Here is a 13,271-nt window from a genome sequence, read left to right as displayed (position 1 = left end):
CTCCGGTTGAACAAGCTCCAAGAGCCGACCGGTGAGGCGCCTCAAACGGCCGGTGCCGCCGATGTCTTTCCATCAGCCCCCTCTGCAGCAGTCGATATGACGCCGGTCCTGCCCGATGATCTCGTGCAGCAATGCGATCTGATGACGGCCTCCCCGGTAGACGATGACAAGGTCGCCAAGGGCGTTGAGTTTGATTGGATCGATGGCGCCGGGGCCGTTCGCGCCTGTTCTTTGGCAGTGAACGCGCATCCCGAAATCGCACGCTACCGCTATCAGCTTTCCCGCGCCCTGGAAAAGACCGGCGACCACTCGGCTGCGATCCTGCAACTGCGTTCGGCTGCGGACGATGGCTATCCCGCAGCCATGGTCCGGCTCGGGTATCGCTACCTGCACGGCGAAAACATGCCTTTCGACACCGACGAAGCCGTGCGGTGGTTCGAAAAGGCCGCAAAAAACGGCTCCACCCATGCCATGACGGTCCTCGGCATTCTCTATCTGGAAGGAAAAGAACTGCCGCGGGATCTCCCGAATGCGCTCGACTGGCATCTTAAGGCCGCCGCGAATGGCGAAGCTCAGGCCATGTACAATCTGGGCTTCATGTATCTCAACGGCGCCGGCGTCTCGAAAGATCCTGCCAAGGGGGTGCAATGGCTGCGTCAGGCCGCGGAAAAAGGTTATGCCAATGCCGCGCTCGAACTTGCCCAGATGTATGAGCAGGGAGGCGTCGTCACTCCAGACCCCAGGGAGGCGTTGAACTGGTACTTGAAGGCGTCCGAAAATGGCAGCGCGTATGCGAACTACAACCTTGCCCGGTTGTTTCTGCAGGGGCGGAGCGTCGATCGGGACAACAAGGCCGCTGCCTCCTTCCTGTTCCAGGCCCTGCAGGGCGGCTACATGATCGGACCGAATCAACTGGCCGAAGAGGGACACAACTGGGGCCGCTCCTTCTGGAAGGAATTTCAAGGCATCCTGAAAGAGGAAGGCTTCTATGCCGGCGCCCTGGATGGCGGCTTCGGGCCCCAGACGAAGCGCGCCGTCGAGGCGCTTTCCAATGCCCGTTTCGTCGAGACGGATAGGACATCCGCCTTAGACACCGATGACAGGCCGATGCTCGTCAACATTCCCCAGCTAAACGTGTTTCCAAGACCCAGCGTGCGGGCCAAACAGATGGGCGCGATCGTGATGGGAGACCGGGTCACCGCGCGGCGCTGGCACACCGATGCAAAAGGCGACCGCTGGGCACGAGTCTGCGCCTACCGTTTCTGCGGTTGGGTTGCCGCGGAGTTTCTGAAGGATGCGCCGGCAGAGGCACCGGTGCAAGTTCAACCGGCTCCGCCTGAAACGATTGGGGCGCCAGCAACATCCGCCATCGATGTCCCCGCGAAGCCCGAGGAGGGCTTGGGCACTCTGGACTGATGAGGAGGAGCGGGAGGAAGAGATGGCTTTGTTGCAGCTAAAAAACGGGATTCCGCGGACCGCCGTCGCGATTTTCGTATCAGCGGCCATCCTGGGTGCCGGAAGTCTGTTGGCGCAGGCGGAGCCCGTCACCGAATACATCGAGCCCCTTCGCCTGCAGTCCGCGCGGTTGGATAAGCTGAATGCGCTGCTCGATGACATGATCACCGGCGAGGCGCTGCAGAACATGAATGCCTGCAAGCGGGACCCGGCCATTGAGGCGGCGATCATCGGCCGGAGCCTCCATGTCCAAACCCGGGAATTCTATGAATTGCTGCGCAAGTTCCGTCGTTCGGAAACCCGTCGGGGGTTGACCGAAGAGCTGGAACTCATCTCGAAAAACGGCAAGCTGATCGACGAGATGCTCGACAAGCATCGCAATCTCAAAGGTGTCGAGCTGCCACCGATCCCCGATGAAGGCAAGGAGCGGATCCGGCGCCAGATCCGCAAGGCCGTTCTCGACTACGTTGAACGAAAACTCTCCGGCAAGCTGGAAAGCGAGGGGCTGAAGGATCTGCTGACCAGCCGGAGCTGGCAGGAGCTTCACGACAAGGCCGTGTTCCATGTTGAACGCAGGGTCAGGGAAGAGATCGAGGAAGAAACCGAGCGCATGTTCGGCCTTCGGTTTCATGACGAAAAATCGGCTCTCAGCGCGCTGCGGCGCCACGCGCGACGCAAGGTGGAGCAGGCCATTACGAAATTGCTGGTCAAGATCACCTCCAACGAGATCCTGCTCGAATTCGCCGGCAGCAAGATCCTGGAGTGGCTGGAAAAGGATATCTGGCCGAAAATTCGCGAAGGGCTCAGGTTCAAGGGACATCTGAACGACCGCACGGCCCGTTCGATCGCCACGATGGACGCCGCGATTCTGCGCCTGCAGGCGCATAAGGGTAGTGCGAAGCTGGATCAGGTGCGCCGCTCCCTGGAAGCGGCAAGCGCCACCATCTACGCGGCCCGCTATCTGCAGCGCGACATTGCCCGCGCCGGCCGGGAGGATCTGAGTGCCCAGCTGCAAGCCGCAATAACCCGCCTCGACCACCGGATGCTCCGGACGAAAGAGCGCTTTCTCCTGCAACGCGAGGAAGAGCTGGGATCGCTGGAGGAGCTGGAACTGGTCCTGAGAGACGACCTGGGCGAGCTGCAGAAGATCACAGGCAGAATGCCCGACGGCAGCCCGGGACCGAAAAGCGCGTTTTTCATCGTCAAGGTCGCCGGTTCCGGCTTCATCCCGCATTGGGCGGGCGGCAGTTATGAAGTCACCGGGTCGGACCAGTTCGTCTTCGAAGTGAAGAGGGACGAGGACCTCAAGAGCAAGCTGACCACATATCTGTCGACCATCATTCCCGATATCTGCGCCATGAAGAACCCGGGCGGCATGATTTCCAAACAGGCGCGGCCGGCCATCTGGAATGCCGGCCCGCAGCTGACCGTCGTCTGCGGACCGTTTTTCGATCCCAAGAACATCGACAAATCCATGGTGCACGCCGACTGGCAGGATTTCCGCGATGACGCGCCTCACCTTGGCGAGTTGAGAAAGAGGGCGGGCTGTGACTAGGTTGAAAGATCCACGGACGCCGAAAATCCGCTTCGCCACTCAAGCCGCGCGCGGTTTCTTCGCCTTTTACCTGGTCCTTGCCGGGACCGTTACGTCAACCGTGGCGCAGGATGTCGGAGATCCCTGGCTGGAATCCCTGCGCGGTGCGACCGGAACCGTGATCGGAGATCTGACGCCACGGTTCGGCGACGGCGCCGATACGGGAACTGCTGCCGGTACCGGCACAGGGACCGGCGCCGAAGAGGCCCCTACGACGGTCGACCCGGCCGAGCAGAAAACCGCCGGCTACATCCGGGAATGGATCGAAATCGCCGAACCGCCACAGAATGTCACCGAAGGCGCCCGGTTCCATTACACCTATCGCGGCAACATGGTCGGCACCACCGCGGACGGTGGCATCATTACCTCCGCGCACGAGACCGGTGCTTTCGACCCTGTGTTCCTGTGGCAGGACAGGCGCGGCCTGGATTCCGTCAATCACTGCACGATGAAGGAATATGTCGTCGCCAGACTGGCCGACCAGCCGGTGGATCATTGCCGCGGCCGGTACAAGGCAGAGCAGACCTTCGCCCTTGCCGACTATGCCGGCCGACCGGTCGACGAGGCAAAACAGGCTCTCATCGCGCAGAAGCTGAAGGTCACGGTCGCCGAAGGCGCCCCCGCCCCCGCCGGCAAGCTGGAAAACACCGTAGCGGCTCAACGGCCGGAGTCGGGGACAGATGTCCGGCCGGGGCAGCAAATTACGCTGACCGTTTATGGCGACTACGAGGTTCCCTCCCCTGAGCGGGACCGGATCGACCAGGCAATTGCCGCCTGCCTGTTCAAGGACGCCGAAGCCCTGATTGAAAAGATCGACACGGACAAGGCACGGCAGCCTTTCAGGCAGCGCTACGACAAGGCCTTCAACCGCGAAGAACAGACCAGGGCCCTCTTCGGCAACGCGGATACGGCCTTTCGGAACTGCGATTTCGAAGACGCGCAGGCCGATCTTGCGAAAGCTGCGCGAAACACTGCCTGCGAGCGTTATGCGAAGCAAATTAGTGCAGCCGTTGCCAAGGTCACCGCGGCAGCCGCCCGGGAGCAAAAGACAAAACGCCTTTTTTCCGACGCCGACCGCCTGTTCAAACAAAAAGACTTCGCCGCTGCTCTCACCCGGCTTTCTGACGCAAGGGCCAATACCCAGTGCAAGCGCTATATATCCCGGATCGATGCAGCGATTGGAAAGGTTCAGGACGAAATCGCCCAGGCCGAAGCGGTCGTCCCGCCTCCGGTCAATCCACCGGTTTCCCCTCCGCAAGCGCCCCCCGTCGCCTCTGGCAGCGGCATAGCTGCCGGCGCAAGCTACTTTGTCGGGATCTGGGCCCTGTCGCCCGCGGCCTGCACGGGTTCCGGTGCAGTGCCAAGTCGGCCTGACCGCGAAGCACCCGGTTCGATAGCAGGCGCGATCGAGCAGGGTATCGGAGAAGCGATCGATGTTGCGATCCAAACGTTCGCCTTCAAGTTTGCCGCGGACGGCACCTTGCACGTGATGAAATCGGGCGGCCAGCCCGTCCGTTACGGGACATGGCGCGTGAAAGGCAATGTGCTGACGACCTTCACCGAAATCGACGGCGACACGGACACGCAGACCATCCTCGAAACGAGACCGGATCGCATCACCCTGGGCAGTTCCCGCGGCGACAAGCCGATGACCCTGTACAGGTGCTCCGCAGCCACGCCTGCGGCAGACCGGGGAACCGACCCGAACGCACAATCCGGACCGGACCGGATCGTCGGCCGCTGGTCCCTTGCCCAGGTACAGGGCCGCCGGATCATCGGCATTCGTGGTTATGGCGTGGAAACCGTGATCGACATCGAACGTATCTCCGGCAGCAATCCGCCGGCCTATGTCGGCACGCTCGTTCACGCCGGTCCCAAGTTTGAAACGGCACGTCCTGGCGAACAGATCATGCGGTTCGAGATCCTGCCGGATCAGACCGAGAGCCTAAGAAAGCCTTTCTATGAAGTAAGAGGGCGGATCCTCTACACGAAGAGAATTGGCGACTGGCAAAAGCTCGGCAGGGCCTGGCTCGACTTCGACAAGGACCTGAACAGGGAGATAATCTCCGGCAGCATCGTACCCTGGATCCGCGGCGAACCGGATCGATAGAGCGCACGGCCGCGGGGTCTGAGAACGGATCCCTTAGGCGGCGTCCTATCGCCGAGGCTTGAAATTCCCGCTTTACTCCTGCCTTATGCTCGCCGTTACCGGAGGAAAACCAAACACATGGTCGATATCGCAACCCGTGTCTATAACCACAAATGGAAGATCGACCCGATCGTCCGCTCCCTGATCGACACGGATTTCTACAAGCTGCTGATGTGCCAGTCGGTGTTCCGCAACAAGCCGGACACGACCGTCACCTTCTCCCTGATCAACCGCGCGCAGGACATCCGTCTGGCGGAAATGATCGATGAAGGAGAGCTGCGCGAACAGCTCGACCATGTCCGCTCCCTGTCGCTCAGCCGCGGCGAGAGCACGTGGATGCGCGGCAACATGTTCTACGGCAAGCGCCAGATGTTCCGCTCCGACTTCATGGAATGGTTCGAGAACCTGCACCTGCCGGCCTATACGCTCGAAAAACACGACGGCCAGTACGAACTTACCTTCGAGGGAAAATGGCACGAGGTCATGCTCTGGGAAATCCCGGCTCTGGCGATCCTGATGGAACTTCGGTCACGCTCCGTCATCAATTCCATGAAGAAATTCGAGCTCCAGATCCTCTATGCCCGGGCCATGACCAAGCTGTGGGAAAAGATCGAGCGCCTGCAGCCCCTGGACGGGCTCAGGATCGCCGACTTCGGCACCCGCCGCCGCCACTCCTATCTCTGGCAGGACTGGTGCGTGCAGGCGATGACGGAGGGACTGGGCGCCAAGTTCACCGGCACTTCCAACTGCCATATCGCCATGCAACGGGATCTGGAGGCCGTCGGCACCAACGCCCATGAACTGCCGATGATTTATTCAGCCCTGGCGGAAACGGATGATGAACTGGCCGAAGCCCCTTATGACGTCCTGCGCGACTGGCACGAGGAGCACGACGGTAACCTGCGCATTATCCTGCCGGACACTTACGGCTCCAAGGGCTTTCTCGACCGCGCGCCCGACTGGCTGGCGAGCTGGACCGGTATCCGCATCGATTCAGGCGATCCGGCCACAGGCGCGGAAACCGCAATCGACTGGTGGAAATCCAAAGGCGAGGACCCGACGAAAAAGCTCGTCATCTTCTCTGACGGACTGGACACGGACAAGATCATCGAACTGCACCAGCAGTTCTCCGGCCGCACACGTACCTCCTTCGGCTGGGGCACGCTGCTCACCAACGACTTCCGCGGCCTCACCGCCGGCGATGCGCTTGCCCCCTTCTCCCTGGTCTGCAAGGCCGTCTCCGCCAACGGCCACCCGACAGTGAAACTCTCAGACAACCCGAACAAGGCCATGGGCCCCGCGGACGAAATCGCGCGCTACAAGCGGGTGTTCGGGGTTGGCGAGCAGGAAGCCTTGGAAGTGGTGGTCTAGCAGGCAGGTCCGGAACCTGAAAATACCGGACTTCACGTCGCCACGTGAATATATCCATATCATTTCAAGAACTTGGCACCCATTAAGAGAGAGTGCCAAATTTTTTACGTCCCCCTCTTGAAAACAGAAAAAACGGAAACAAAATTATTTCCGCGCATCGCCGGTTTGGGGTGCGCGACCCCGGTCCGGGAGTACCCGGAACGGAGGAACCTCTCTGAAAATTGTTTGTCCTGAAGGAGAACGATATGACGTTCCGTCCACTACACGACCGTATCCTGGTCCGCCGCATTGAAGCCGAGCAGAAGACTTCCGGCGGCATCATCATTCCCGACACTGCCAAGGAAAAGCCGCAGGAAGGCGAAGTCATCGCCGTCGGCCCCGGAACCCGCGACGACAGCGGCAATCTGATCGCTCTCGACGTCAAAGCCGGTGACCGGATCCTCTTCGGCAAATGGTCGGGCACGGAAATCAGGCTCGACGGCGAAGACCTGCTCATCATGAAGGAAAGCGACGTCTTGGGCGTGATCGAGCTTTCCGAATCCGCCCGGAAGGCCGCCTGACGGCTTCCAAAACACATCAACAGTCAATCAAAGCTGCCTATTGAAGGAGTTTTCCAATGGCTGCAAAGGAAGTGAAATTCCATTCCGACGCGCGTGAACGGATGCTGCGCGGCGTCGACGTTCTCGCCAATGCGGTGAAAGTCACCCTCGGTCCGAAGGGCCGCAACGTCGTGCTCGACAAGTCCTTCGGTGCCCCGCGCATCACCAAGGACGGCGTCTCTGTCGCGAAGGAAATCGAACTGGAAGACAAGTTCGAAAACATGGGCGCCCAGATGGTGCGCGAAGTGGCCTCCAAGACCAATGACCTGGCAGGCGACGGAACGACCACGGCAACCGTTCTGGCCCAGAGCATCGTCCAGGAAGGTGCCAAGGCCGTTGCCGCCGGCATGAACCCGATGGACCTCAAGCGTGGGATCGACAAGGCGGTTGCCGCCGTCGTTGACGAACTCAAGACACATGCCCGGAAAATCTCGAAGAACGGCGAGATTGCTCAAGTCGGCACCATTTCGGCCAACGGCGATACCGAAATCGGCCGCATGCTGGCCGAAGCCATGGAGAAAGTCGGCAACGAAGGCGTGATCACCGTCGAGGAAGCCAAGACCGCAGACAGTGAACTGGAAGTCGTCGAGGGCATGCAGTTCGACCGCGGCTATCTCTCCCCCTATTTCGTGACCAACCAGGACAAGATGAAGGTCGAACTGGAAGACCCCTATGTCCTGATCCACGAAAAGAAACTCTCCAACCTGCAGGCTCTCCTTCCCGTTCTGGAATCCGTGGTCCAGTCGGGCAAGCCGCTGCTGATCATCGCCGAGGACGTGGAGGGCGAGGCCCTGGCCACGCTCGTGGTCAACAAGCTGCGCGGCGGCCTGAAGGTGGCGGCCGTCAAGGCACCGGGCTTCGGTGACCGACGCAAGGCGATGCTGCAGGACATCGCCATCCTGACCGGCGGCACGGCCATCTCCGAAGATCTCGGCATCAAGCTGGAGAATGTCACGCTTGAAATGCTCGGACGTGCCAAGAAGGTGGTGATCGAGAAGGAAAACACCACCATCGTGAATGGTGCCGGCTCGAAGGATGAGATCGACGGGCGCGTCAGGCAGATCAAGGCGCAGATCGAGGAAACCACCTCCGACTATGACCGTGAAAAGCTGCAGGAGCGGCTGGCGAAACTTGCCGGCGGCGTCGCGGTGATCCGGGTCGGTGGAGCCACGGAAGTCGAGGTCAAGGAGAAAAAAGACCGCGTCGACGATGCGCTTCACGCCACCCGCGCGGCGGTCGAGGAAGGAATTCTGCCGGGCGGCGGTGTCGCGCTGCTGCGCGCGGCCAAGGCCCTCGACAATCTGCAGACGGAAAACGACGACCAGAAGCACGGCGTTGCCATCGTCCGTCGCGCGATCGAGGCGCCCGTCCGTCAGATCGCCGCAAATGCGGGATCCGAAGGCTCCGTGATCGTCGGCAAGCTGCGTGAAAATGCAGACTTCGCCTACGGCTGGAATGCCCAGACCGGCGAATACGGCGACCTCTACGAGCAGGGTGTCATCGACCCGGTGAAAGTCGTGCGCACGGCTTTGCAGGACGCATCATCCGTCGCCGGTCTTCTGGTCACCACAGAGGCCATGGTCGCGGAAAAGCCGAAGAAGGAAAGTGCGGCACCGGCAATGCCCGGCGGCGGCATGGACTTCTAGGATAATGAGAAGGTGGCGCGCTTCCCGCACCGGAAGCGCGCCGCTTTTGGCTTGTTTGATTTGCGTACATGATCGGCATGGAGGAAACGCTGATGTATCATTTCGAAAAGCCTGTAAGTCTTCTGATCGGAATAGGGTTTCCGGCACGCATTGAGACCGTTTTGCAAGCCAATGCCTTTTTGGAGGATTGGCCCTGTTCCCAAAGAGACGGCAGTCACAAGATCGCTTCGGCTGCGTGCAAGGCATTCCTGGCGGGTGAGGTGGAAGCCGAGACGGTTCGCAGTCTGTTCACGGAATTCGCCAGGAGGCATGATCTCCTCATTGTTGACCCGGAAGTTCCCACCGACCGAGGAAATTCGAACCACAGTCTGCAGTATTGATAACCGGTCTTCCCTTCGAAAGACCGTGAACTGCTCTCGCTTCCCCGGCCAGGTGTCAGCGTCATTAAAGCCGCCTTCCAAGCCGGCTGATCCGGTTGCGTTTGTTCAATGCGCTGCAAAAAATTCACGTCGGGCGGCTTTACCGAAATGATCATCGAACTGCCCCTGCAGTTCTCCGGCCGTGTCCGGACCTCCTTCGGCTGGGGCACACTTTTCGCCAACGACTTCCGCGGCCGCACCGCTTGTGACGCGCTCGTACCCTTCTCCCTGGTCTGCAAGGCGGCCTCCGCCAACGGCCACCCGACGGTCAAACTCAGCGACAACCCGAACAAGGCCATGGGCCCGGCGGACGAAATCGCACGCTACAAGCCGGTATTCGGGGTTGGCGAGCAGGAAGCGATGGAGGTGGTGGTCTAGCTACCGCGCCCCTGACCGAGCCATTCGGCCAAACTCTGCGGCGCCGACGTCCGCGGCAGGTATCCGCACAGTTTCGCGGCGCGGGCTTCGCGCGGGCCGAAGCCGAATTCGGCCTGGAAATGACGGGAAAACAGTGCCTGGTTGGTGTAGCCGTAGGTGTAGGCGATCGTGCTGATCAGCCTGTGGTCATTCGAATTGGACAGCGCCCGGCAGGCCGCGGTCAACCGTCGCTGCTTGATGAAACCGGCGACGCCACCGTGCGGCTCGAACAGATAGTAGAGCTGGCGCCGCGACAGGTTCAAGGCCTTGCAGATCGATGTCACGCCCAGGTCCGGATGGCTGAGATTATCCTGGACATGCTTTCGAACGAGATCGAACCGGCCGGCGGACATCGGCAGGTCCGCGGCCGCAATCGTATTGGCGGTCGGGTTGACGGCTGCCCGTAAAAGCAGGGTCAAGCTTTCCAGGAACATGGAAACCTCGGAAGCCTTCATGGAGGGCAGATAGGTTTCCGCGTTCAGCAGAAATTCCACGAGAAGGGACATCATCGGACCGGACATGGGCCTTTGGGCGATCGCGTCCAGCCCGTCGGCGAACTCATGGAAATCGTCGCGGTTCAAAAACAGGTTCAAGGTGTCCGTAGCCGATGCATGCCCCGAAAATGGCGCCGCGAACGACAGGACACCGAGCGATCCCGCCGTGATTTCAGGACCGCTCGCGTTTGCGTCGCAAGCCAGCGTCCCGGTCTTCATGACGGTCAGGCACCAATGATCGATGCCTGTGCCTTCGATGTGCTCCTGGGTGTGCCGGAACGCCAGCGGATCCATCCGGAGACTGACGAGGTGCAGACATCCCAGATCATAGGCCCGGCCACGGGCATGGAAGCCCGCCTCCGGCGTTGATTTTCCCTCAGGAGTGACCTTCAGGATCGGGGAAACCAGTTCGCGCCAAAAGGCGAATTGTTGGTCTGGTTCGTGAAACGTTGTGGTGAAACGGTCGATCCGAATGGATCGTTCCGCCGCCGTTCCTGTTTGGCTGTCATCTCGGCGGAGGTTGCTTGTCAGTGTCACGGGCCGGCCTCTCGGCGTTCCGTGGCCAGGGGCGTATCCCCTTCTTTCAGCCAGTTTTCATATTTGGACGCATCCAGTTTTTGCCGCGCCCGGTCCCGAACGTCACTGGGGGACCAACCGAATTGGGCCTTGAATGCGCGGCTGAAATGGACGCTGTTGGTAAACCCAAAGTCCTCCCCGACTTTCATGACGGGACGTTCTTCAGGATGCGCCATAATAGCCTTGAAGCAGGCATTCAGACGCCGCGCACGGATGTAGTTTTGCGCGCCTCCGTATTCTTCGAAAACCTCGCGCAGCCGACGTTGAGATAACCCAAGCACCTGTCCGATGCTCTGAGGCGTCAATTTCGGTGACGTCAAGTTGGCAGCGACATATTGGTGGGCAATTTCCAGCCGGGTTGCCTGTATCGGGACTTGGGCAGCACGGAAAGCGTCAGGCAGATGGGAGACAAATGCACGGATCATTGCATAGGTCGTGTCGGCCAAGATGGGCGCTTCTGCGTCCGTGACGTCGGGCAGGATACGCCCCAATGTCATCAAATAACGGCCAAGAAGGGGGTGGATGTTTTTGACGCCTTCCGCAGTGGCAAGCCAATTGAACCTGTCTTCCATTCCGACAAAATGGTCCGGCTGTAAATAGAGCATCAACGAAGAATTATCACTTACACAGCCCGCCAGCTGATTGTCGGGTGTGCGCACATTGATGTTGCCTGGCCGGTACTGAAATATCTGGCCATCGATCGCGAATTCCGCGTGGCCTTCCAGCCGGAGTACAAGGATCCATGGAAAGCTGTCTGTCAGGCAGGGGTCCTTGTGCGTTGGCGACAGAAAATTGTAGCCTTCACACTTCTTGTCCAGAATCGGCAAGTCCTTCAGAACATAGCCATCAATTTGCGACCTGAAGCCGTCCCGAGGCCCCTTGCCGCCAACCGGACTGACCCGAACCAACGCCGAAAATTCCTGATTTATGAAATCGAGTTGCTCCTTTACCGGAACGTCGGCGGTGTCCAAACGAAAGTTCGGCCGGATGCTGTTTCGATCTCTCAAGGACGCGCCGGGAGATAGCAATTCGCGAAAATTTGGGTTGTTAAACACGAATATGTCGGCCCATTTGCGTTCTTAAAATTGCACAATTTGCATGAGGATTGACCAGACAAGATTTCGTCGGAAAACAAGTTTCAGCTTCATATAGGCAAATCATGTTCCAGTTCCGCTTCCGATAAGCGGAACTGGCGGTACCTTTTGCAAGTGGAAAGGCTCATTTTGCACGAATAGACAAGAAAACCGCCGCTTAAATGCTCTTTCCAGAACGGCTGCGATACCGGGCCAGGATAACGCAAATGGCTTGTATCCATCCTGGTCATCGCGTGGCCGTCTCGCGTTGCCGCTCCGCTCGAAGCGCATTATTCAGCCGCCTTGCGACCGGACCGGTCCGGCCCGACGGCGACATATTTACCGATTTCGTCCCCTTCGAGGCCGACGAGGAGAGGTTGGCGGGTTTCCGCGAGAACGGCCGTGTCGTAGATCTCTTCCACCGACCCGGTAATCGTCAACGTGTGGCAGACCGCGCCGTCGCTGAGGCGCACCACATAGACCGCGCACTCCGGTTCACGGCCGCGATTGCTCAGTTCCTCGTCGAGCGGCAAACCGGCGAAGATCTTGTTGCGCGGCTTGGATAGGCCGAGGACCGCGTAATCGCCGTGGAACGACAGGCCACGCAGGAAACCCGGAAACCAGCAAAGCCGTTCGAACTGTCCCGCCGTCCGGTCGATGCGTCCGAACCACCCGGACCCGGCCTCCAGAACGTAGAGCTCGCCGCGATGCATGCGCGGCGTGTGGGGCATGGCAAGGCCTTCGGCCACGATCTTGTCGGTGCGGATATCGATCACCAGCCCGCCGTCGGCACGCATCTTCCGCCAGCCGGCGGCGGTGTTGCTCGCCCCGATCACCGTGGCATAGGCCGCTTCTCCGTCCTCCAGGCAGAAGCCGTTGAAATGGCACCTGTCCTCGTTCGCAATCTCGCTGATGAAGGACGGCCGCCACACCGGCGAAAAGCTGCCCTTGCCGTCCAGCTCCGCCAGGCAATTGTAGAGCGTGACGGCAACGAGAAGGCGCCCGTCCCTGTCGATGTGAATGTCATGGACGTCGACCGCGCCGGTTACGTCGCAGCGCCGCGGCATGTAGATCCGGTCCCAGCCGTCGAGATGGCATCCCGGCTCCAGGCCGTTCTCGAAACGCCAGACCTGATGCTCGGTGGAGAGGTAAAGCCCGGTTTCGGTGACACGCAGGGCCATGGCGTGGCCGAAATTACGCTCGCTGACAGCGATGTTGCCGGCAAGTCCCGGGCCGATCAGGACCACCTTGCCGGCCGTATAGGTCGTAAAAGCGAGCGACACGTTGTGGTGCGCCATCCAGGCGCCGAGATCGCCGGAATAGGTGACATGAAACGGATTGTCGTCCTCAACGCCAACACCGTCGCCGGCGAGAATGGGTCCCTGCTTTTGGGGCACGGTCTTCTGTGTCGATTCGCTCATGGGTTCGCTTTGCCGGAAATCATCTCTGACCTCTCTTCTAGCAGGCTTGAGAACCCG

The 13,271-nt window shown here is 60.2% G+C and carries 11 protein-coding genes; 8 read left to right on the top strand and 3 right to left on the bottom strand.

Translation table 11 applies throughout. The features are described from left to right. The first annotated feature begins 96 nt into the window (after positions 1–96). The 8 genes from ACN0SO_RS09235 to ACN0SO_RS09200 all read left to right on the top strand — a co-directional run bounded on the left by ACN0SO_RS09235 (position 97) and on the right by ACN0SO_RS09200 (position 9,611). A complete protein-coding gene (locus tag ACN0SO_RS09235; RefSeq protein ID WP_417676826.1) occupies positions 97–1,416 on the top strand; it encodes a hypothetical protein in 1,320 nt (439 codons plus the stop codon). 22 nt (positions 1,417–1,438) lie between these two features. Next, positions 1,439–3,010, top strand: a complete 1,572-nt coding sequence (locus ACN0SO_RS09230; RefSeq protein WP_417676824.1) for a hypothetical protein — start codon at positions 1,439–1,441, stop codon at positions 3,008–3,010. After that, positions 3,003–5,159 carry a PASTA domain-containing protein gene (locus ACN0SO_RS09225; protein WP_417676822.1) on the top strand — a complete coding sequence of 719 codons (2,157 nt, stop codon included), beginning with the start codon at positions 3,003–3,005 and terminating at the stop codon, positions 5,157–5,159. The genes ACN0SO_RS09230 and ACN0SO_RS09225 overlap by 8 nt, the downstream gene beginning before the upstream one ends. Before the next feature lie 117 nt (positions 5,160–5,276). Beyond that, on the top strand, positions 5,277–6,569 hold the full coding sequence (gene pncB, locus ACN0SO_RS09220) for a nicotinate phosphoribosyltransferase (RefSeq protein ID WP_417676820.1): 1,293 nt from the start codon (positions 5,277–5,279) through the stop codon (positions 6,567–6,569). Positions 6,570–6,814: 245 nt separating this feature from the next. Next, positions 6,815–7,129 (top strand): co-chaperone GroES, encoded by a 315-nt coding sequence (gene groES / locus ACN0SO_RS09215; protein WP_417676818.1) that lies wholly within the window; start codon positions 6,815–6,817, stop codon positions 7,127–7,129. Positions 7,130–7,185: 56 nt separating this feature from the next. Beyond that, positions 7,186–8,814, top strand: coding sequence for a chaperonin GroEL (gene groL / locus ACN0SO_RS09210; protein ID WP_417676816.1), 1,629 nt, complete (start codon positions 7,186–7,188; stop codon positions 8,812–8,814). A gap of 68 nt (positions 8,815–8,882) precedes the next feature. After that, the gene (locus ACN0SO_RS09205; protein WP_417676814.1) at positions 8,883–9,194 is read left to right on the top strand and encodes a DUF982 domain-containing protein; all 312 of its coding nucleotides are present in this window, start codon (positions 8,883–8,885) and stop codon (positions 9,192–9,194) included. Positions 9,195–9,302: 108 nt separating this feature from the next. Then, on the top strand, positions 9,303–9,611 hold the full coding sequence (locus ACN0SO_RS09200) for a hypothetical protein (protein WP_417676812.1): 309 nt from the start codon (positions 9,303–9,305) through the stop codon (positions 9,609–9,611). Here ACN0SO_RS09200 and ACN0SO_RS09195 read toward each other — a convergent pair. From ACN0SO_RS09195 to ACN0SO_RS09185, 3 genes are all read right to left on the bottom strand, one after another. Then, entirely contained in the window at positions 9,608–10,681 is a 1,074-nt protein-coding gene (locus ACN0SO_RS09195) for a helix-turn-helix domain-containing protein (RefSeq protein WP_417676810.1), read from the bottom strand. The genes ACN0SO_RS09200 and ACN0SO_RS09195 overlap by 4 nt on opposite strands. After that, positions 10,678–11,691 carry a helix-turn-helix domain-containing protein gene (locus tag ACN0SO_RS09190; RefSeq protein ID WP_417676808.1) on the bottom strand — a complete coding sequence of 338 codons (1,014 nt, stop codon included), beginning with the start codon at positions 11,689–11,691 and terminating at the stop codon, positions 10,678–10,680. The genes ACN0SO_RS09195 and ACN0SO_RS09190 overlap by 4 nt, the downstream gene beginning before the upstream one ends. A 392-nt stretch (positions 11,692–12,083) precedes the next feature. Beyond that, positions 12,084–13,214, bottom strand: a complete 1,131-nt coding sequence (locus ACN0SO_RS09185; RefSeq protein WP_417676806.1) for a TIGR03032 family protein — start codon at positions 13,212–13,214, stop codon at positions 12,084–12,086. Between the last annotated feature and the right edge of the window lie 57 nt (positions 13,215–13,271).

The organism is Roseibium sp. (assembly GCF_048260565.1).
Classification (GTDB): domain Bacteria; phylum Pseudomonadota; class Alphaproteobacteria; order Rhizobiales; family Stappiaceae; genus Roseibium.
This window is presented reverse-complemented; position numbering and strand designations above follow the sequence as displayed.